Source organism: Polyangium sp. 6x1 (genome assembly GCF_029946515.1).
Classification (GTDB): Bacteria; Myxococcota_A; Polyangia; order Polyangiales; family Polyangiaceae; genus Polyangium.
Genome location: NZ_JARZHH010000056.1, coordinates 55,965 through 77,107, shown reverse-complemented (window position 1 = coordinate 77,107; position 21,143 = coordinate 55,965). Strand labels below are relative to the sequence as shown.

Sequence of the window (21,143 nt, the reverse complement as noted above, 5' to 3'; positions counted from 1 at the left end):
GCGTTTCCGCCGCTTCCGCCGCCGCTTCCGCCGCCGCTTCCGCCGCCGCCGTTGCCCGCGCTTCCGCCGCTTCCGCCGCCGCTTCCGCCGCCGCCGCCGTTGCCCGCGCTTCCGCCGCTTCCGCCGCCGCTTCCGCCGCCGCCGCCGTTGCCCGCGCTTCCGCCGCTTCCGCCGCCTCCGCCGCTCGCCCCATTTCCCCCGCTTCCGCCGCTTCCGGAGCCCATGCCACCGCTTCCGGCGCCCATGCCGCCCGCGCCGCCCGTCCCGCCGCTTCCGCCGCCTCCGCCCGCTCCGGAATCGGGGCCGACGTCGCATTCCGCGGAGCTCTTCGCGCATTCGTCGCCCTTGATCTCGGAATCGACGCAGCCGAACTTGGCAACACACGTCGAGTCCGGATCACACGGCTTGCCGATGCACTCGTTCCACATGAAAATCGGCAGATCGAGCGGCGTGCTCGGGATGAACCGGAGCCTGCGCCGGGCGATGATGCAGCGATCCTGCGTCGCCTGCGGGGCGTTCGGATCGAGGCAGTCGATGCCGCTCACCCCCACGCCCGTCGCGACCTTGATGGCGAGCAGCTCGTCCTTTGCGCTCTTCGGCACGAGCACGAGGGAGCCGATACGATCCCCGATGCACGTCAACGCCTCGGTGCCGGGCGGCGGGTTCGCCTCGAGCGACTTGTAGTCGTTCGCCACGACAATCGCGGTGCTTGCCACCTGGCTGCACGGCACGTCGGTCTTGATCTCGATCGTGACCTGTGTGGGCTCGAGGCACCCCGCGAACGCCGCCGCCACGGAGACCGAGAGGGCCGCCAGGATCGGGCGACGGAGCTTCCCCTTGCTCATCCACCGATTGGACCTCCGCGCCCGCAACGCGTCAAGAGGGCTTGCAGCTTCAGAGCTGCCCGAGCTCCGGAAATTCTCGCCGCAGATCCTGCTCCAGTGTGCCCGCAGGCGCGAGCTTGCGCACACGATCGAATGCGCCGCGTCCGTCCTCGCGCCTCCCTGCGGTGAGGTAGACCCGGACGAGCCACGCCGCGATGACCGCATTGTCGGGCAGCGCGAGCCCCGCGCGCTCCAGCCGCTCCGCCGCGGCGCCATAATCGCCGGCCTGGTACAGGCTGAGCCCCGACGCGAGCAGGAGCAGCGGATCCCCCTCTTCCAGTTCCGACGCGCGTCCCACGAGCGCGAGCGCCGCGTCGTGCTTGCCCGCCGCGCGCGCCGCCCGGATCGCATTCGTGTAGAGCGGCTCGTACTGCGGAAACGCCTCGATCCCGCGCCGAAGCACGGCGAGCGCGTCCTCGTACCGCCCGGCGCGGTTCAGCAGCACGCCGAGGTTGTTGTGGATCTCGGCCACGTTCGGCCGGCGCGCGAGCCAGAACCGCATCGACGCCTCCGCCTCGTCGAGCCGCCCGGCCTGCATCACGTCCACGGCGAGGTTGTTCTGGTAGAGCGCGAGGGCCGTGCCGTCGTCGATCGTGTTGTACAGCGAGAGCGTCCAATCCGGCGCTTCCTTGGCGAAGTCCATCACGACCGCCATCGGCCCGCTGCCGTAACCGGCGGCCACGTGCGACGAGAGGAAAAACGACCCGTTTTTCTCGTAATGCCCCTCCACTTTCCGCACGTACACGAAATACACGGGCACGCCGAGGTACCGCGCGAGCGCCACGAAGAGGTGCGTGTACGAGACGCAATCGCCCCGCCTCGCCCGGAACCCCGCGCGCGCCGTGAGCGACTCGCTCGGCGCGTACCGGAACGCGAGGTCGTCCCGCAGATACCGCGAGAGCCGCCGCAGCCGCTCCTCGGGCGTGCCCATGCGCCCCACCACCCGCTCGACGTCCGCCTTCATCTCGGGGTCGATCGTCAGCGGATCCTCGACGACGAACCCTTCGACACGCGCGTCCCGGACGAGGTCCTCCACCGTCACCGCCGGCCCCTTCGGCGGGCGCGCGGACGGCTGGCAGCCAGCCGCTCCGAAGAGCCACACGACCCCGAGAAAAAACCTTCGCCCCGACGCCCAGCGCACCGCCCCTTCTCCTCCGCGCGCCCTTGCTCCCGTCAACGCCCCTGGGACCGCCCGAGCAGACCCAGCGCCCAGTGTAGCCCATCTTCGAGCCGCGCGAGCGTCGCGAGTCCGCCGAGATCGACCCCGCCCACCGCCATCGTCCGCGCCAGGTTCGGCCGCACCCCCACGAGCGCCGGTACGGCCCCGAGCAGCCGCACCGCGGAGGCCGCCTGCACGAGGTGCGACGCGACCACCTCGTCGACGACCGGCAAGCCCGTCACGTCGATCAAGACCACCTTCGCCCCGCGCTCGGAGACGGCTGCGAGCAGGACCTCCAGGATGCGCTCGGCCCGCGCGCCATCGATCCGGCCGACGAGCGGCAGGAGCAGCACCCTGCGCGAGAGCGGCAGGACACGCGCCGAGAGCTCGAAGATCTCCTCGGCCTGCGCCTGCGTGATCGCCTCCCGCGCCACGAGGAACGCGTCGGAGAGCGCGGCCGCGCCGGCATAACTCAGGCGGCTCCGCGCCATCTCCCAGAAGAGGCGCGCCTCGGGGTCGTCGCGAAATCGCTCGGCGAAGCGGTCCGTGACCACCTGGAAGCCCGTCTCCAGCCCGCGGAGGATGTCCGAGATCTTCGCGCCCTGCGCGCTCCGCTGCGACCCGATCGCGCCCATGAGCGCGACCACGGCTTCGGGCGCGCCGGTCGCGAGATCGTTCGCGACGGCCTGGAACACGCGCTTGACCGAGGCGAGGAGCAGCTCGCGCGAAAGACGACTGTAAAAAGGGCTCCCCGCAGCGAGGGCGCGCTCACACGCCTCCACCGCGTTCGCGTCGATCTCTTCCTGAAATGCGTCGATGACCCGCTGCATCCAAGACCTCGCGAGCACAGTGGTAACAGGATCTTCCTCCCCGAAAATGCCTTTCCACGTCGGGACGCGTCGCGCGGCGTATCCAGAGCCGGCGTGCCGCCTCACGGCCCCCGATGACCCGACCGAGGCACGAAATCGAGCCGGGCGCCGCCCGGCGCTTGACCGCTTTTGCGGTTTCGGCTTGCTTTGATTCCATGATGCGCCCTCGGACCTCCGAGCCCGATCTCTTCGACGACTCCGTGGAGGAGCCGACGAAGGCCACGGAGGAAGAGGCGCGCACCTCGGTCCCGCCGCCCGCGCGGATCTTCTCCGTGCCGCCGCCCGTCGATCCCGCCGCGGACGAGGGCTTCGGCGTCGAGCCGCTCGATCGTTACGCGGAGAAACGAAAACTCGGGCGCGGCGCGATGGGCGAGGTCGCGCTCTGCAAAGACACGCGCATCGGCCGCGACGTGGCGCGCAAGGTGATCCTGCCGATCTACCAGTCCGATCCGCAGGTCCGCGCGCGCTTCCTGCGAGAAGCGCGGGTGCAAGGGCAGCTCGAGCACCCCTCGATCGTCCCGGTCTACGACCTCGGCGTCGACATCGAGGGATCGATTTACTTCACGATGAAATGCCTGCGAGGCCTGACCCTCTCGCAGATCGTGAAGGGCCTGCGCAAGAAAGACCCGCCGATCGTCGAGGCGTACAGCCGTCCAAAGCTGCTCCGCGCGTTCTCCGCCGCCTGCCTCGCCGTCGACTTCGCCCATTCCAGGGGCGTCCTCCACCGCGACCTCAAACCCTCGAACGTGATGCTCGGCGATTTCGGCGAGGTCTACGTCCTCGACTGGGGCCTCGCCAAGCTCCGCAAGGACGCGCCCGAGGTCTCCTCGCTCTCCCTCGACGACTCCTCGGACGACCTGAAGACGGCAGCGGGAAAGATCCTCGGGACGTTCGGGTACATGTCGCCCGAGCAGGCGATGGGGAAGGTCAGCGCGCTCGACGCGCGCAGCGACGTCTACTCGCTCGGCGCGATCCTGTTCGAGATCCTGACGCTCGAACCTTTGCACACGAAGGACACCTGGAACGCGATGATGCTCGCGACGCTCCAGGGCGCCGACGCGCGCGCCTCCACACGCGCGCCGACGCTCGATCTGCCCCCGGAGCTCGACGCCATCTGCATCAAAGCCACCGCGCTCGACCCCGACGCGCGCTACGCCTCCGCCCGCGACCTGCACGACGTGATCGAGCGGTTCCTCGCGGGCGACACGGACGTCTCGGTGCGCCGCGAGATGTCGACCCGCCACGCCCGCGCCGCGGAGGCCGCCGCCCGCCGCGCCTCCGGGCCCGCCGCGGACGCCGCCGAGGCCCGGCGCGAAGCGATGCAGGAGGTCGGCCGCGCCCTCGCGCTCGACCCGACGAACCGCGACGCCCTCCACCTGCTCGCCCGCATCATCACCACGCCGCCGAGCGAGATCGTGCCCGAGGCGCGCAGCGAGGTGCGCGCGCGAGGCTTCGGCCGGCTGCGGCTCGCGCTGCGGGACGGCGTGCGCTTCGACGTGGGCAGCCTGCTGCTCATGATCCCGCTCGCCTTCTGGATGGGCGTGCGGAGCACGGCGCACCTGCTCGCGGTCGTGGGCCTGACGGCGATCTCGTCGGCGTTGAAGCTCCTCGCGGCGCAGTCCGAGGAGGTGCGCCGGCTCTATGTCTTCGGCTACGGCGCGTACCTGTTCAACGTCCTCTCCATCGCCCTCATCGGCCGCGCCTTTGGCCCGTTGTTCTTCGTGCCGATGCTGCTGTCGATCTTCACGTTCGCGTTCTCGATGACGCACTCGGGCCGGTTCCGGGCGGCGATCATCGCGACGGGCTCGCTCGGGCTGCTCGTGCCGCTCGGCCTCGAGCTCGTCGGGCTCATCCCGCGCTCGTACACGTTCCAGAACGGGGCGATGGTGATCCTGCCGCAAGGCGTGTCGCTGCAGGAGATGCCGACGTTGGTGTCGCTGACGCTCGGGACCGTGTTCCTGATCGTGGCGCCGAGCCTGATCATGGGCCGCGTGCAGCTCGCGTTGCGGGAAGCCGAGATGCGATCGGCGGTGCAGGCGTGGCACCTGCGCCAGCTCTTGCCGGACGAGGCGCGCTCCGCGACGCCGCCCCCGCCGCCGGTGTCGCGGCTCGGGGTCTGATCTTCGGGCCGGCGACAAACGCGCCCGCGGAAAAACGAAACGACGTTAAGGTTTGGCTTGACAGGACGGCCGTCCTCCGACAAACATATGCGTGGAGGGCGCGTTCGCGGGCTGGATCCAAGAACTCGAGTCACCCACCCGGTCTCCGGGAGACGGGCCGAGAAAAACCGCAAAGCCGGCACTCTGGCAACGGGCGCGCCCTCCTTTTTTTTCGATCACTCGCATATCAGCAAGAACGACGACAAACGCCCCGTAGAAGAGGGCGGTGCAGGCGTTGAGGTACTTGCCCAGACGCGCCGCCTGCATCGCCCCCTTCTGCGGGGCGTTTTTTTCGATAAAAAGCCGCCCGAAGCCGAACGTGGCGTCGTGTCACCAGGCCAGGAGCGGAGCTGTTCGGCTCGGGCGGTGAGGGAACGACTTGCCTCGTCGTCCCCTCACCTATGCTTTTGCCCGGACCCGGCGAACGGTAACCGGATTTTTACTCGGCGAGGTCGAACGGGGCGAGGCAGCAGAACGTGACGACCTCCGTCGGGTCTTCGGAGGCCGCGCCCGTGGGCTCTCCGCCCGTCGTGAGGCAGAGGCCGGGCACGTAGGAGAGGTCCGTGATCGCCTTGCTCCCGAGGGCTTGCCCGGGTGGCTGGACGTTGACGCACTGCTCGCCGAACGACGACAACCCCACCTTGTCCGCCTCCAGCGAACACGCCCCGTCGCCATACAGCCGCAGCTTTGCGACGCACGCGCTCCCGACCGGGTCACCGCCGCACGTGCACGTCGTGCAGCCGCGCGTGTCGACCGGCTGCTCTCCGTAGAGGTGGATGGGACCGTAGAGGTCGTAATTGCCGGGGCACTTGTCGTGTTTCCCCTGGAGCGCGACGCACTGGAGCCACGGGGACGGCAGGTCGTACATGCATCGCCGCGTGGTCGTATCACACGCGCCCTCGCGCTCCTTCGCCTCGCACGCGAGGCCCATCCAGAGCCACTCGGTCGTCTTGGTGACCGTCGCTGGCATCGTGAGGGTCGGGCACGCCTCGCTCGTCGGGCCGGGGAGCGGCGAGGCCCGCACCGACTGCGCGCAGGGCTCGCCGCCGCACGACACACCGGCCGGCAGGGCGTTCGCGCTCGTGCACGAGCCGTCCCAGCCGGCCGGACCGTCAAAAGGGAGCGTGGGGGCTCCGTTCTCCGCGCACGTGCCAGCACGGACCTCGATCGTCTCGGGGAGCTTGGTGCACGAACCTTCGGAGTCCGGACACGTGCACGCGCACGCCGCAGGAGGCGCGTCGAGGTACGCGAAGCGTCGGTACTTCTCGAAGAGTTCCACGTCTTCGCCGTAGCCACCTACTTTGCGCGCCTCGTCGCAGTTCGCGGGCGCGAGCTCGCGCGGGCCGAGCCAGAGGAGCATCGGCGTGCGCGGCCAGTCGCCGGCGGAGTCGCTGCTCGGCTCGGGGACGCATCGGCCGGGGCAGGTGGCGGCTTGCTCGGATGCGTCGTCGCTCGCGTCGGTGCCGGCGTCGCTCGCGTCGGTGCCGGCGTCGGCCTGAGCGAGGCACTCTTCACTCGGCACACGCGCGTCGGGATCGCACTCGAACCACGCGGATTGAGGCGGCACGGTGCAACCGCTGGAGGAGCCAAGAACCACGAGAGACACGAAGACCTTCAGCGTTCGCATGCTCAGAACTCCCAGGACCCGAGGATCGACGCACCGATCATGATCGGCGGGGTCTCCGCAAGGACACGCTGTCCCACGCCAATCCGCACGCCACTGGACAAACCTAGCAAGTCCACCCCGCCGTGTACAGCAAAGTTGCGTGCGAGGACAAACCTTGCTCCGACGCGCCCCCCGATGCCTGGCTTGACAAAAGTGGCGACTTCCGATTTGAACCCATCGCTGGAGGGTTCGACCCTGATCACACCGACATGCCCGATCGCGCACCCGAACGCCCAGCGGTAGTGCCCGCACACGCTCGCGATCCCGCCCGCCGTCATCGCGCTGATCGGCTCTCCACCTACCCCCGTCGTCAGCCACGCCGCCCGTCCTTCGAGACCGAGCGACACAAACTCGTTTGGCCGGAAGCTACCTCCCGCCACGACCCCCACCGCCGGCATCCACGACGCCACCCCGAACACGACGACGGGCCCCGCCCCGAGGGATCCACGCGTGGGCTTCTGCGTCGCCGCGGGCTGCGTGCTCGGCGGATCCTCGTACGCAAACGGATCCTCCTGCTTCGTGAACGTCGGCTCGGTGGACGCGAGACGGAGCTCGTTCATGGCCAGCGACAACGGCCGCTCGTCGAGCTTCGGGACCCTCGAACCGGGCTCGATCCCCGCCGGCGCGCGTAACTTCAAGATGAGCTCGATCCGCACATCCTCCTTCGGCACCGCGCGGAACGTCCGCACGGCGTCGGCATATCCGTCGAGGCTCGCGCGCACCTCGTGCTCGCCCGCGAGCACGAACAACGAGAATGCCGAGAACCCGAGCTCGTTCCGCGGCTTGCCGTCGATCGTGAACCGCGCGCCTGCGTGCGAGAGGATGACGTCCACCCAGCAGCCCTTCGCCCGCACGGCCTCGTAGGCATCGGAAAAAGCCCTCCTCTCGGTCGGGCTCGTGTTCGCGTGTTTGATGGCGTCGAGCAAGAGCTCCGCGGCCTCCGAAGGCCGCTCGTGGACCATCAGCACGCCGAGGCGACCCGAGACGACCGGGTCATGCCGGATCGCCAGGGCATCCGCATAGGCCGCCGCTGCGTCGTAGAACCGCCCTTCTGCGCGCTCGTGATCTCCCTTCGCGACGTGCGCGGCGAACGCGCTCTCGCGCGCGGCCCTGCTGAGGACATCGGGCGTGATGCCGGGGGGACTCTCGCCCTTTGCTGGCGAGGCGATCGTCACGACGAGCAGGAATGCAGAGAGATGGGCGCGCACCCCTCACGGATACGCCATGGCCCGCCGCGCGAAAAGCCGCTACGGCGGGGCGACGAGGAGGGTGCTGGGCCGCTTGATCGTGATTGCCTTGCGCTTCGGTCGCGGGTTTGACGGCGGCTCGGGCGCGGACGTCGGCGCGACGAGGGGCACGGCTTCGGGAAGCGCGGGCGCCGCTGGCTCGTCGAGGGCAACGACGCTCGCGGCCGAGAGCTTCGCCGCGCTCGCGTGGACCTCGGCCGCGACGCCGACGCACGCGGACATGGGCGCTTCGGGGCGCGGAAGCGGGAGCAGGAGCAGGGCCGCCATGATCACGCTCGCCACGTGACCCAGCATCGGCGCGAACCTCTGCACGAGGAGGGCAACGGGGCCGCTCGGCAGCATCGGAGGAAGGGCGCCGCGGTATGCGTCGCGGAAATCGCGAAGCTCCTTTTGGAGGTACTTTCGCACGCGGAGCGCGCGCATCTTGACCGCGTCCTTGGAAATCCCGAGCTCCCTCCCCGCTTCGTCGAGCGTGTGCTCTTCGAGGTACACGAGGAAAAACACTTCGAACAGGCGATCGGGCATCACGTCGACCGCGGCGCAAAGCCTCTCCCGCATCTGGCTGAGCTGCGCGCTCACGTCGGGAGGGATGTCCCAGGCGAAGGGCTCTGCACCGGCGTCCGGCTCGGCGAGAATCGCCTTTTCTCGTCGCTGTGCCGCCCGGCGATGCTGGCGGTGGACGTTGTGGGCGATCCCCATCACCCACGGCTTCATCGAGGCCTCGGGTCGGTACGTGGAGAGGCTACGGACGCCGCGAAGGAGCGTGTCCTGGGTCAGATCCTCGGCCTCCGCCCGCTCGCATCGCAGGCGCAAAAAGCGCTGGACGAGATCCGGACGAAGGGCGAGCAGCTCGGGGAGGAATGCGGAGTCGTTCATGATCGGCCTCACCTGCCGTTGACCCGCGTCCCCTGAACGGTAACGGGAAATCGACAGGCGAGGTCTGCCGCCCGTGATCCCGCTCAGCCCCCGGGGGTGGTGGAGGTCTCGTCCGCGCTCCCGGAAACGGTGGTCTCTTCCGGGAGCTCTTCCTCGCCCGTCTTCGGATCCACGTCGGGGGCGCTCCTTCGCGTGCGAATGTGGTGCCGGATGGCCTCATTCTGCTTCACGACGGGGGCGAGCAATGCGGCCCGCTTCTGCGCGTGGTCCCCCGCCGGCTCGTCGTAGGTGCCGAGGATCTTGGCGACGATCCTCAAAAGATAGTTCTGCCCGACCTCCCGCGCGGCCTTCACGGCGCCGAATTCGAGGTTGTCGACGGCCTTCAGGGCAGCGTCGTACGTTTGCGCGAGGCTCGCGATTCTCGCGGCATTGACGCCGAGGCCGAGCTTCTGGACGAGGGGCGCGAGGTCGCCCTGGAGCTTGCCGACGATGGCCTTCACCGCGACCAGCTCGACGTCGTACGCGGCGCCGGTGACGGCGCCGACGCCATTGGGGAACACCGCGTGGAGGAAGTGCTCGACGTCTGCGATGAGCGCTTTGTCCTCGTCCTCGTCCGCGCCGCGGATCAAGGCCTCGGCTGCGTCGCGCAGGCCGGAGAGGGCCTTGTCGAGCCGGATATCGGCCACCTGAAGCGACCTTTGGTCACGGAGCTGCTTGGCCGACGGCTTGCCTGACCGGCGCTTCACGGTCCAGCGCTGCTCGAGCGCCTGGGTCTTCTCGTCCGCGGCGATCGCCTCGACGGCGAGGGTCTCGATGGCGGGCGCGGGGAGGTTCACGGCGATCTCACGCACACGATAGAAGGTGAACAAGCGCCTTCCGGTCGGAAATTGGTTCAACCGGAGGAAGTCTGTGAGGTCTACCAGCATGGCGGGCATGCTCGCCGCGTCACGGTGGGGACGTCAAGGCGAACGTGGGGCCCGGCGGGGCCTACCGGCGTTGGAATCTTGCGCGCGTTCGGCCCTCGGGGGCCTCGTGCTGACGAGCGCAGCGCGCGCGGGAGGGTGTCGGGGCCCTCTGCGCGGGCGGGACGGGTCATGCGGGCGGCGGCGAGGGGGCACCGCTGCGCGAGAGAGTGCGCGTGCGGGACGCGCACGGGCATCGAACGGGCGGGAGCCGAGGGCGCGCAGGGGGCCCGGCCTGCCGGAAGGCCGAGCGGCGGACGTCGTACACGGGAGGGTCGGGGGGTCGAGGATGGGCGCTCGTGCCCGGGAGCGGGGCCCTCGGGGGGCGTTGCACGACGGAGGGCGGTCAGCGGAGGGGCTCTCGGGGGGCTCGGGTCGGGGAACGGCACGCGGGGGCGGGGCTTGGGGTGGGTTTTGGAGGGGGCGATGTCACGGCCCGGCAGAGGGCCGGGGGCCCCGGCGCGCGACCCGAACCCCGGGCCGCGCGCCGAACGCTCCATCAATGAATCGGCGTCGGAACGAGCCGCGTCGTATTGGTACCATCCCCGAGCTGCCCGTAATCGTTGAGGCCCCAGCCGAGGACCTGGCCGTCCGCCGTCTCCGCGAACGTGTAGGAATCTCCCGTCCTCACGATGACCGGCAGGCCGCCCGCGGGGAGGCCCTGGACGGCCGTGGGCCCGAGGCGGTCGGTCGTGGTCCCGTCTCCGAGCGCGCCACTGCCGTTGTAGCCCCAGCAGACCGTCTTCTTCGCCTGCGTCAGGGCGCAGGTGTGGGCCGCGCCGGCCGCGATGGCCAGGACGCCCGTGCTCAGGCCGGCCACGGGCGCGTACGTCAGGTATTGGCCGCCGGGGGTCCCGACGCCGACCTGGCCATTGCCGTTGTACCCCCAGCAATTGACCGCGCCCGCATTGGTGAGGGCGCAGGTGTGCATTCCACCTGCCGCGATGCCGACGACGCCGCTCAGGCCGAGAACGTCGACCGGGGTGGGACGAGGCGTCGCGCTGTTGTCACCGACCTGGCCGTGGCTGTTGTTGCCCCAGCATTTCACCGTGCCCGCATTCGTGACGGCGCACGCGTTCAAGCCCGTGTAGTCCTGCCAGCCGGTTGCCTGGGAGACCGCGATGGCCGTGACGCCGGAGCTCAATCCCTGGACGCCCACGGGAACGCTCGCGTTGCCGCTGGTCCCGTCCCCGAGCTGGCCGAAGGCATTGTATCCCCAGCACGCGACCGCTCCCGCGCCCGTCAGCGCGCACGTGTACGAGCGCCCGGATTGGATGTCGACGACGTCGCTGAGGTTCTGGACGGTGACCGGGGTGAGGCTGCTCTGGCCCAACCCATCTCCGAGCTCGCTGTTGCTGCCGTGCCCCCAGCATTGCACGTGGCCATCGGTGAGCACGGCGCAGGTGCTGATCGTCCCCACCGACACCTTTTTCGCCGGTCCGCTCAGGCCGAGGACCGTGACCGGCGACAGGCGGCCGATCATCGTGCCGTCCCCGAGCTGGCCATATTGGTTGTTCCCCCAGCACATGACGCCGCCGCTCCCGGTGATCCCGCAGGTATGCTCGGCTCCGGCCGAGATGTCCTTCAGGGTGAGGCACGTATTGCCGTTGTTCGTCGACGCATATCCCGGCTTGCAGGTGAACCCGCACGCGCCGAAGGTGCACGAGGTGGCGCTGCCGTTGGGCGGCGGCTCGCAGCTCACGCCGCAGGCGCCGCAGTTGTTCGGGTCGTTGTCGACGTGCGTGCAGAAGGCCGCATTGCCGACGCCGCACGTGTCGTAGCCCGTCTGGCACGAGCTACTGCACGTCCCATTCGAGCAGACCTCGCCTGGCGCGCACGCGTGCCCGCAGCTCCCGCAGTTCTGCGAATCGACCGATACGTCGACGCAAAGCGTGGTGGCTCCCACGGTGCACGAGGACGTGCCGGAAGCGCATTCCTTCGCGCAGAGGCCGCCCGAGCACACGTCCCCCGGAGCGCATGCGTAGCCGCAGCTGCCGCAGTTCTTGGGGTCGTTGATGAGGTTCGTGCAGAGTCCGCCGCACAACGTGCCGTTCACGCCATTGCAGGCGGCGGCGCAGGCGCCTTGCGAGCAGGCCTCTCCCACGGGGCACGCCTGTCCGCATGCGCCGCAGTTCTGCGGGTCGTTCTGGAGCAGGGCGCAATACGCGTCGGCGCCGCTCCCGCAGGTCGTGTACCCTGCTCCGCAGGTGGCGCCGCATTGTTCGCCGGAGCAAACCAGCTCGCCCGCGCAGACGTTCCCACAGGCGCCGCAGTTCTGCGGGTTGGCGTCCGTGTCGACGCAGAGTCCATTGCAGCTCGTCTCGAAGAACCCGCCGCAATACGGAGCGCAGCTCCCGTTCGAGCAGAGCTGGCCGGCGGGGCAGACGACGCCGCATGCGCCGCAGTTCTGCGGGTCGTCGTACAGGCTGGCGCAGTGAGTGGTCGCCCCCGATCCGCACGTGGCGAAGCCCGGCGCGCAGGTCGCGGCGCAGGTGCCTCCCGAGCACACCTGGCCGGCGGGGCATGCGTTGCCGCATTCGCCGCAGTTGAGGTTGTCGGAGGCCGTGTCCACGCAGCCTCCGCTGCAGAGGGTGGATGTCTTGCCGGTGCAGGTCGCGCCGCAATGCCCGCTGGAGCAGACCTGGCCCGTGGGGCACACGAAGCCGCAGCCGCCGCAGTTCTGCGGATCGGTGCTGAGGGTCGCGCAATAGGAGTTTGCTCCGATGCTGCACGTGGTCTGCCCTGGGCCGCAGCCGGCGGCGGGCTGGCAAACGCCGCCTTCGCAGGCGCTTCCCGCCGGGCAGGGATTTTCGCACGCGCCGCAGTTCGCTGGATCGATCGAGGTGTCTTTGCAGGCGTCGCCGCATTGCGTGGTGCCGCCGAGGCAAACGACGCCGCAGGTGCTCATCGAGCAGAGCTCGCCCGACGGGCATTCGGTTCCGCATGCGCCGCAGTTCTTGGGGTCGAGCGCCGTGTCGACGCAGGTGCCGTTGCAGTCGGTCGTGCCGCTGCCGCATGCCGAACCGCTGCTCGATGATGAGCTGCCCGAGCCTGTCGGCATTTCGCCGCCTGCGCCGCCTGTCCCTCCGCCTGCGCCGCCCGAGCCTGCGGTCGACGCCGTGCCCCCGGCCGTCGCCGACTCGCTGTCACCGCACCCGAGCGCGGCGAATGCTGCGGTCCACAACACCACCGTCGCCGCGCGACCACCAAACCTGAAACTCATGACGTCTCCTTCCCTCTTCGGCAGCGCGGGGCCTGTCGTGCCAATCGTCCGCGATTGTGCCGGCGACCCTTCGTAGATCGGAGCGCATGCGTCGGGGCATAAGATGTCGATAATATCTCGATAAGATGGCCCGCGGTTTCCCGCACAACGGGCCGGCTCCGCGTCGAGCCCCCCCGGTCTTGCCACCGGCCAGTGGGAAGAACTGCGCAGCGCGCAGTTCTTCCCCAAAGGGTCCAGGGCCGGCCCTGCAAAGAGGGGGCGAACAGCTTCAACATCTTTCCCCGCATCGACTGCGCTTCGCGCAGTCGATGCCCAGAGGTCCAGGGCTGGCTCTGCTGAGAGGGGGCGGACAGCTTCAAAATCTTTCCCCGCATCGACTGCGCTTCGCGCAGTCGATGCCCAGAGGTCCAGGGCTGGCTCTGCAGAGAGGGGGCGAACAGCTTCAAAATCTTTCCCCGCATCGACTGCGCTTCGCGCAGTCGATGCCCAGAGGTCCAGGGCTGGCCCTGGTTCGGGTCGAGGGGCGAACAGCCCCCGCGGGGTCCGGGGCGGCGCCCCGGCGCGGCGGCTCCCGGACAAGACCCGGCGCACGTCGTCGACACCCCCCTGGTCGTCACCTAGAGTCCGGGCGACAATCGTGCGAAACGCGCCGCGCTCGTCCCCATCGCCGCGGACCAACGTCAAGGCTCGCTCGACGCGGTTCGTTGGACGGGAGGCTGAGCTTGCGGCGCTTCATGCGCGGCTCTCCACCGAGGTCCTGGTGAGTGTGCTTGGGGCTCCGGGGGTGGGCAAGACGCGGCTCGCCCAGGAGTATGCGCTCCGGCACGCCGAGGCTTATCCGGGGGGGGCTTGGATGTGCGACTTGACGTGCGCTTCGGGCGTCGATGGGGTGTGCGGGGCGATCGGTGCGACGCTGGATGTCCCTCTCACTGCGGGTGATAGCGCGGGCATGGTTGCGCAGCTTGCCGATGCGATCGCTGCGCGTGGCCGGCTCCTTGTGATCCTCGACAACTTCGAGCACCTCGTTGCGCATGCGCATGCGACGCTTTCGGTCTTGCGTGAGCGTGCGCCGGAGGCTCGGTTGCTCGTCACCTCGCGCATGCGGACCGATGTCGAGGGTGAGGCGATCGTCGACCTTGGTCCGCTGCCTCTGCCGCGGGGGGGCGCGGATGTTGCTGACTCCGAGGCGGTTCGGCTCTTCGTGGATCGCGCGGGGCTCGTCGCGCCCGATTATGCGCTCACGACGGAGGAGGCGCCTCGCACGGCGGCGCTCGTGCGCGAGCTCGATGGGCTGCCGCTCGCGCTCGAGCTTGCTGCTGCGCGGATGCGCGTCTTTTCCACGGCCACGCTGCTCGACAACTTGCGCCGCCGGTTTGACGTGCTCGTGCGCGGGGCCGCGGGTGGTGGGCCTCGGCATGGATCGCTCCGGGATGCGATTGATGCGTCTTGGAGGGCGCTCGATCCTTCGGAGCAGGCCGTGCTCGCGCACTGCGCCGTGTTTCGCGGCGGCTTCGATCTGGACGCGGCGGAGCGGGTCATCGACCTCGGCGAGGGCGCTCCGCGCGTGGCGGATGTGCTCCAGTCGCTCCGCGATCGATCGCTGCTCGCGCGCGAGGCGCCGCGCGAGGGGCCCGGCGATGCTCGCTTCACGCTTTACCTCAGCATCCGCGACTATGCTTGGGATCGGCTGCGCGAGCGGGGCGCTGACGGCGAGGCGATCGCGCGGCATGCGGCCTACTACGACGAGCAGGCGAGCCTCTGGTGCGCGAAGGCCGATGGGCCGGAGGGCGTCCTCGCTCGGCGCTGGCTCCTCGGCGAGAAGGAGAATTTGCTTGCGGTGCATCGGCGCGCGTTCGAGCGGAGCGGGCCCGCGTGCGCCGAGGACGTGCACCGGGCGGCGCGGGTCGCGCTCGCGCTCCAGCCGGCGCTCACGGTGCACGGGCCGCTCAGCTTGGCCGCGGCTCTGCACGATGCGGTCCTCGGCGCCTCGGGCGCGGGGCTCGATGCGGATCTCCGTGCGCGGGCGCTCGCTGCGCGGGCCGAGGTGGCCAGGCTGATGGGCGATTATCCGCGCGCCCTCGCGGATGCGGACGAGGTGCGCGCGCTCGAGGCCCAGACCCGGGAGCACGACGCGCTCGTGCGAGCGCTCTTCACGAAGACGCTCGTCCATCTCTTTCAAGGACGCCTCCTCGAAGCGCATGCGGAGCTCGAGAGCGCGCGAGGACGGGTCCACGCGGACGATCGCCGGCTCCAGGGGCGCCTCCTGACCGTGCTCGGCGTGATCCGGGTCTTCGAGGGAGCGCAGGACGAGGCGCGGGCGTCGTTCCTCAAGGCGCTGCCGCTCCACCGCGAGGCGGGCGACATTCATTTCGAGGGAATGGCGGAGGGCAACCTCTGCGTCGCGCAGATCCATTTCGGCCGCCTCGAGGAGGCGCGCGAGCACGGCGAGCGCGCGATCGCCATTCACCGCGCCCTCGGCAACCGGCGGAACCTGGCCAATTGCTTCAGCAGCCTCGCGTCGATCGCCGACGAGCTCGACCGCGCAGGCGAGGCGGCGGCGTACTGGGAGCAATCGATCCGCATCGCGGGTGAGATCGGCGATCGCTACACGCTCGGCGTCGTCCTCGGACACCAAGGCAGCCACCTCTTCATGGCGCAGCGGCTCGGCGAGGCCCGCGAGAGCTGCAAGCGCGCGCTCGTCAGCTTGCGCGGCCAGCATTCGATGGAGGTCGCGATCCACGCGTGGCTCGGCAGCGTCGAGGCGACGGCCGGGCGCGTCGACGCCGCGCGCGAGGCGTTCGCCGAGGCGGAGCGGCCGAGCTGGGCGCGGGAGCGGCCCGCGAACGCCGCGGTCATCCACCATCTGCGCGGGCACCTCGATCTCGCGCTCGCTCGCGAGGCCGCGGCCGGCGGGGATCTTGCGGGCGCTTCGCAGCACGTCGCCGCGGCGAAGCGACGGCTCGCGGAGGCGCCCCTCGCCCCGCCGCGGCTCGAGGTGACCCGCGCGCGCCGCTCGCTCGAGCGCGCGCTCCTCGCCCATGAACGGGCGCCCGAGGACGCGGAGCTCCTCGTTCATCCCGAGGGCGAGTGGTTCCGCTTGCCCTCGGGGAGGCGCGTGGATTGCTCTCGCAGGCCCCTGCTCGGCCGCCTCCTGGTCGCCTTGACGGAGCGGCGCCTCGAACACCCCGGCGCGCCGATCTCGGTGAAGGATCTCGTCGCCAGGGGATGGCCGAGCGAGCGTATCTCGTCCGCCGCGGCGGTCGCGCGCCTTCGGGTCGCGCTGAGCAGCTTGCGCAAGGAGGGGCTCGGCGCGCTCCTGCGGAGCCACCCCAAGGGGTACTTGCTGGATGCGGAGACCCCCGCGCGCTTCGCCGAGCGCGGCGAATGACGCGCGTTACTCCTGGCCGATCGCGATCCCGAGCGTCTGCCGCACCGCGAGGTAGCTCTCCGACACCGAGTACGCGAGCAGATCCTTCAGTTTGTCCGAGGGCAACGGATCGTCGGAGAGGGTCGGCTCCGCGGCGATGATCTTCTTCGCCACGCCGAGATCGCCGCACAGGATGAAGCCCGCGCGCGTCGCCGTCAGCTCGACGGCGCGGAAGTAACGGCCGATGTCCGCCTCTTCCCGCTCCGAGATGAACTTCCGCACCACGACGCGGAGCCCGTCCTGCTCGCGCGGACCCATGAACGAGCGCAGCGCCTTCGCCGTCGCCTCGGCGCGCGTGTCCACGTCGCGCGGCGTGTTCGCGTCGGGCATGACCATCTTCACGGCCGCGTGGAAGATGACCCGGAGCTCCTCTGCGCTCGGGAAGAGCTGCTTGATGTAGTGCTCGCCGCGGTACATCGCGAGGTGTTTGCCCGCGATGAACGCGAGCTCCTCCTGGGACAAACCGCTGAGCAACGTCTGCCCCACGACCGACGCGGGCGGCTCCGTCGGCACTGCGACGATGCCGCCCGGCACGTCGCTGCGCACGAAGAGCGCCGGGCACGTCACGCCGATGACGCGCGATGCCCAGCCCATCGTACGGACGAACGGCACGCTCGACGTCGTCGGGTCCTGCCGCAGGAAGGGATCGAGCGCGAGCAGCTCCTTGCGTTGCCGGAGCGCCTCGACCTTCGCCTTCATCGCAGCGCGCGCGAGCATCTCGAAGATCTTCCCGACGAGCAGGCTTTGATCTTCGTGGAACACGTGGCGCGCCCAGAGCTCGCTGTCGAAGCGGCTCTTCACCTGGATGCGGCCGTCGGGGCGGTAGTCCTGGAAGTAGGTCACCTGCTCCTCGTCCGCCTCGCGCAGGAACGCGAGCACGGCCGCCGCGCACCAGGCCGGATCGTAGAAGCCGCGATCCACGCTGAGCCGGTAGATCGCCCGGTAGGCGTCGATGTGCCCGGGATCGACGCGCAGCACGGCCTGGTACGAGGCGATCGCGTCGTCGACCTGCCCGATGTTCGCGCAGAGCTCGGCGAGCGTGAGGTGATCGGCGATGACCTCCTCGCGCGAGGCGTTGCGCAGCGCCATGCGGAAGGCCTCGACGGCGGCGCCGGGGTTGTCGAAGAGGTCGCGGTAGATCTCGCCGAGCTTGAACCACAGGCGGTGCTTGAGCGACGTGTCCTCGGTGCCCGCGTGCCGGTGGAGCATCTTGCGGTAGGCGCGCTCGATCTTCTTCCAGTCGGCGCGGCCCTCGTGGATCGCCACGACCTGATCGAAGGCCTCGACGAGGCTCGGGTTCTTGTCGAGCGCCTCGTCGAGCAGCTCGAGCGCGCGATCGGTCTGGTCGAGACGATCGTGGTGGATGATCCCGAGCTGGTAGAGATAACGCGCCTTGCGCTCGGCCGTGGGCTCGGCGGCTTCGAGCTTGCGCAGCACGTCGCAGAGCTCGGCCCACTTGCCGTCGAGGTCGAGCTGCATCGCCTGCTCTTGCAAGCGCGCGCGCTCCTTCGGCGGCATCGGCGGCGCCGCGGCCTTGGGCGGAGGCTCGCGCCGCACGGGGATGGGCGGAGGCCCGGCGGGCTTGCGCGGGGGCGCCTGCGGGGGCGCCTGCGGGGGCGCCTGCGGGAGCTTCGGCGGCGGACCGGGCTTCGTCGGACGCTGGCTCACGCGCGCGCCGTCGTTCGGCACGGGCCCCGAGTCCGAGAGCTTCGGCCCCGAATCCGTCAGCGCGGGCGCGGACTCCGTCAGCATGGGCGCGGCGTCCGACAGCACCGGCGCAGACTCCGTCAGCGCGGAGGCCGTCAACGCGGGCGCGGAGTCCGTCAAGAGCGGCAGGGCGTCCGACAGCGCCGGCGCGGAGTCGACCAGCGACACCAGCGCGGAGTCGAGCAGCGAGGGGCCGTCGGAAGCGGCAGCGGCGGGCGCGGCAGCGGCCACCGGCGCGGGCGCGGGCGTCGCTGCCACGGGCGCGGGCGCGGGCGTTCCTGCCACGGGTGCGGGCGCAGGCGTCGGCGCGGTCGTGGGCCTCGGCGCGCCCACGGGCCCGGTCTTCGGCTGAGCCGCGGCCACGGGGACCGGACCTGTCTTCGGCGCGGCCACGGGCCCCGTCTTCGGCGCGACCGCCGGCGCCATGGGCGTCGCCTTCGAGACCGGCCCCGTCTTCGGTTGCTCCGGCGTGGCCGCCTTCGCCGGCTCGGCCTTCGGGACCTGGAGCTTCAGCGGGAGCCCGGTCACCGACGGGCGAAGCGGGCCGGCCGCCGCGGGCTTCGGCATCGGCTTCGGAAGCGGCTTCGCGCCCTTGGCGGACTTCGACGAGACCGGCGCTTCGAACGGAGCGATCTTCAGATCGCCCGTGATCGGATCCGACGTCCACGCGTCGATGAGCCGCGTCAGCTCGCGCACGGCGTCGCCGGCCGACTGCCAGCGCGCGGTGGCGTCGCGCTGGATGCAGCGCGCGAACCACTTGTCGAAGCCCGGCGGCAGGTACTTCGCGTAGTCGCCTGCGCGATGCGACGCCGCCGGATGATCTTCGAGCGCGATGCAGATCATGAGATCCGCGTACGTGTCGACGCCCCAGTACTGGCCGGGTTGCACGCCCGTGAGCGCCTCGTACGCGACGAGCCCGAGCGCCCACACGTCGGTCGACGCCTGCACGGTCTGCGAGATCGAGATCCCTTGCGTCGCGGCGAGGCTGCGCAGCGTCGCGCCGAGCTGCTCGGGCGCGGCGTACGCGGGCGACCCGATCTGCGTGGCGGTGCGTTGCTCGTGGCTCTCGAGCACCTTCGCGATGCCGAAGTCCATCACCTTGAGCAGGATCTGGCCCTTCCGATCGCGAGCGATGAAGAGGTTGCCGGGCTTGAGATCGCGGTGGATGACGCCCGCGCCGTGGGCTTGATCGAGCGCGTCGGCGAGGTGTTCGAAGAGCGTGTGCGCGAGCCGCGCGGGCAGCCGTCCGTGCTTCTTGAGGTAGCTCTCCAGCGTGTCGCCCTGGAGCAGCTCCATCGCGAGGTACGGGACCTTGCGCGCCTCGTCGACGCCCGCGTCGAAGACGTCGACGATGTGCGGGTTTTCGCCGATGCGCGCGCCGAGCTGGGCCTCTTTGACGAAGAGGTCGACGAACTCTTTCCGCGTGACCAGGTGCGGGTGCACGAGCTTGAGCGCGCACGCCTTGCCCGTGTTCACGTGCTTGGCCTGGTAGACGATGGCCATGTTGCCCTGGCCGAGCCACGACTCGACGCGATATCTACGGGCGATCACGTCGCCAGGCTGGGCCAGCGTCCCTTCCGCCATGATGATGCCGCGCAGTATACGTCCGAGCCGCGTCGTTCCACCATGCGGAACACGGGCACGCCTTCGTCGTTCCCGACGTGCTAGCAGGGATCAGACATGGACACGCTGCCCGACACGGCCCCGGAGCCCCCGAAAAAGAGCCCGCGACGCCGGCGGATCGTGGCTTTCGTGCTCGTCTTGTCCGCGGCCGTCGGCCTCGGTGTAGGCCTCGGCCACCGGCCGCTCGTCCGGTGGTGGATCGAAAAGGAAGCGCGGTCACGGGGCATCGAGCTGACGTTCGACGATTTCAGCCCCACGTGGGGCCGCGTCGTGCTCCGCGGCGCCAAGGCCAAGCTCGAAGGCGTGGAGGGACTCTCGGCCGAGGCCCCGTGGCTCGCCGTGGATCTCGACGGCCTCGCCCCGACGCGGCTCGAAGCCCGCAACGTGGTGGCCACGCTCGCCGTCCCGCTCGACGAGCGCCTCGAAGCCCTCGCCGCCTTCGATCGCGCCCACCCGGGCGCCCTCGACCTGCCCGCGACCGCCAACGTGACGGTGAACTGGGGCTCGAAGGAGTCGCCGTGGATCGTGCTCGTCGGCCAAGCGACGAAGGGGCGCGGCGACGAGGGCTCGTTCGAGGGCACGGTCGCGTTCGAGGGGACGAACCTGGGCCCGCTCGGCGCGCGCTGGAACGGCAAGGATCCGGCCTCGATCTGGCTCGGCGCGAAGACGGCCGAGGCGGCGCCGCTGCGCCTCGCGCTCGACACGAAGGCGAAGCCGATGCGCCTCACGGCGACGCTTCCTTTGACGAAGGTCGACGACCTCGCCCGCGCGCGCTCGCTCTCGGTGCCCGCGGATCTGCGCGGCGCGTCGGTGGAGGGGACGGTGGCGGTGACGATCGGCGGCGCGGAAGCGAAGGGGATGTACGCGGGCACGGCGTCGTTCGAGGTGAAGGGCTGGGTGCCGCCGCATCCGAGGGAGCTCGACGGCATCGTCTTCGGGAGCAAGACGAAGCTCGGCGCGACGTTCGAGATCACGCCGAACCTCGAGGAGATACGCATCTCGAAGGCGACGGTGGACGCCGGCGCGTTCAAGCTCGCGGGCCCTGGGACGGTGAAACGAGAGGGCCTGGCTGCGCGTGTGAAGATGACCCTCGACGGCGCGGTCCCGTGCTCGGAGCTCGGCGCCTCGGCGGTGGGCGCGCACGTGGACGGGCTCATCGGCGACCTCCTGAAAGGCGTGGCGCGCGTGGGGCTCGGCGGCAGCGTGAAGGTGCGCGTCACGGTGGACGCGGATACGAGGAAGATCGAGCGCGCGACGGTGGATCAGGCGGTCACGGTGGGGTGCGGGCTCAGGTGAGCTGAACTGTGCGACGCAGCCTGCTTTCAGGTAGGCTGCGCGTCG

The 21,143-nt window shown here is 70.3% G+C and carries 12 protein-coding genes; 3 read left to right on the top strand and 9 right to left on the bottom strand.

Features of this window, described 5'->3' with window-relative positions:
* From QHF85_RS36880 to QHF85_RS36870, 3 genes are all read right to left on the bottom strand, one after another.
* Positions 1–845, bottom strand: an 845-nt coding sequence (locus QHF85_RS36880) for a hypothetical protein (protein ID WP_281332100.1), incomplete at its 3' end; no start/stop codon positions are given.
* A 49-nt stretch (positions 846–894) separates the two neighbouring features.
* Complete coding sequence (locus QHF85_RS36875) at positions 895–2,025, bottom strand: tetratricopeptide repeat protein (protein ID WP_281332099.1); 1,131 nt, start codon at positions 2,023–2,025, stop codon at positions 895–897.
* A 32-nt stretch (positions 2,026–2,057) separates the two neighbouring features.
* On the bottom strand, positions 2,058–2,873 hold the full coding sequence (locus tag QHF85_RS36870; protein WP_281332098.1) for an STAS domain-containing protein: 816 nt from the start codon (positions 2,871–2,873) through the stop codon (positions 2,058–2,060).
* 194 nt (positions 2,874–3,067) lie between these two features.
* On the opposite strand from QHF85_RS36870, the gene QHF85_RS36865 reads away from it, so the two are divergent.
* Positions 3,068–5,032, top strand: a complete 1,965-nt coding sequence (locus QHF85_RS36865) for a serine/threonine-protein kinase (protein ID WP_281332097.1) — start codon at positions 3,068–3,070, stop codon at positions 5,030–5,032.
* A 478-nt stretch (positions 5,033–5,510) separates the two neighbouring features.
* Here QHF85_RS36865 and QHF85_RS36860 read toward each other — a convergent pair whose 3' ends face one another.
* The 5 genes from QHF85_RS36860 to QHF85_RS36840 form a co-directional block, all read right to left on the bottom strand.
* Positions 5,511–6,698 carry a hypothetical protein gene (locus QHF85_RS36860; protein WP_281332096.1) on the bottom strand — a complete coding sequence of 396 codons (1,188 nt, stop codon included), beginning with the start codon at positions 6,696–6,698 and terminating at the stop codon, positions 5,511–5,513.
* A gap of 2 nt (positions 6,699–6,700) precedes the next feature.
* Positions 6,701–7,945, bottom strand: a complete 1,245-nt coding sequence (locus QHF85_RS36855; RefSeq protein ID WP_281332095.1) for a hypothetical protein — start codon at positions 7,943–7,945, stop codon at positions 6,701–6,703.
* A gap of 39 nt (positions 7,946–7,984) precedes the next feature.
* Positions 7,985–8,860, bottom strand: a complete 876-nt coding sequence (locus QHF85_RS36850) for an RNA polymerase sigma factor (RefSeq protein ID WP_281332094.1) — start codon at positions 8,858–8,860, stop codon at positions 7,985–7,987.
* Between the two features lie 83 nt (positions 8,861–8,943).
* Entirely contained in the window at positions 8,944–9,786 is an 843-nt protein-coding gene (locus QHF85_RS36845; RefSeq protein WP_281332093.1) for a hypothetical protein, read from the bottom strand.
* 535 nt (positions 9,787–10,321) lie between these two features.
* Positions 10,322–13,045, bottom strand: coding sequence for a hypothetical protein (locus tag QHF85_RS36840; protein WP_281332092.1), 2,724 nt, complete (start codon positions 13,043–13,045; stop codon positions 10,322–10,324).
* 637 nt (positions 13,046–13,682) lie between these two features.
* Between QHF85_RS36840 and QHF85_RS36835 the strand changes: the two genes are divergently transcribed.
* Positions 13,683–16,433 (top strand): tetratricopeptide repeat protein, encoded by a 2,751-nt coding sequence (locus QHF85_RS36835; protein WP_348652790.1) that lies wholly within the window; start codon positions 13,683–13,685, stop codon positions 16,431–16,433.
* Between the two features lie 6 nt (positions 16,434–16,439).
* Here the strand turns inward: QHF85_RS36835 and QHF85_RS36830 are convergent, their stop codons facing one another.
* The gene (locus QHF85_RS36830; protein ID WP_281332091.1) at positions 16,440–19,763 is read right to left on the bottom strand and encodes a protein kinase; all 3,324 of its coding nucleotides are present in this window, start codon (positions 19,761–19,763) and stop codon (positions 16,440–16,442) included.
* A 96-nt stretch (positions 19,764–19,859) separates the two neighbouring features.
* Here QHF85_RS36830 and QHF85_RS36825 point away from each other — a divergent pair, with 96 nt between their 5' ends.
* Positions 19,860–21,098 carry a hypothetical protein gene (locus QHF85_RS36825; protein WP_281332090.1) on the top strand — a complete coding sequence of 413 codons (1,239 nt, stop codon included), beginning with the start codon at positions 19,860–19,862 and terminating at the stop codon, positions 21,096–21,098.
* Positions 21,099–21,143: the final 45 nt, after the last annotated feature.

Bases quoted from the DNA above. Each gene is read 5' to 3' on its own strand.
- QHF85_RS36825 (WP_281332090.1), top strand. From the start codon at position 19,860: ATGGACACGCTGCCCGACACGGCCCCGGAGCCCCCGAAAAAGAGCCCG.
- QHF85_RS36830 (WP_281332091.1), bottom strand. From the start codon at position 19,763: ATGGCGGAAGGGACGCTGGCCCAGCCTGGCGACGTGATCGCCCGTAGA.
- QHF85_RS36840 (WP_281332092.1), bottom strand. From the start codon at position 13,045: ATGAGTTTCAGGTTTGGTGGTCGCGCGGCGACGGTGGTGTTGTGGACC.
- QHF85_RS36870 (WP_281332098.1), bottom strand. From the start codon at position 2,873: ATGCAGCGGGTCATCGACGCATTTCAGGAAGAGATCGACGCGAACGCG.
- QHF85_RS36860 (WP_281332096.1), bottom strand. From the start codon at position 6,698: ATGCGAACGCTGAAGGTCTTCGTGTCTCTCGTGGTTCTTGGCTCCTCC.
- QHF85_RS36850 (WP_281332094.1), bottom strand. From the start codon at position 8,860: ATGAACGACTCCGCATTCCTCCCCGAGCTGCTCGCCCTTCGTCCGGAT.
- QHF85_RS36845 (WP_281332093.1), bottom strand. From the start codon at position 9,786: ATGCTGGTAGACCTCACAGACTTCCTCCGGTTGAACCAATTTCCGACC.
- QHF85_RS36865 (WP_281332097.1), top strand. From the start codon at position 3,068: ATGATGCGCCCTCGGACCTCCGAGCCCGATCTCTTCGACGACTCCGTG.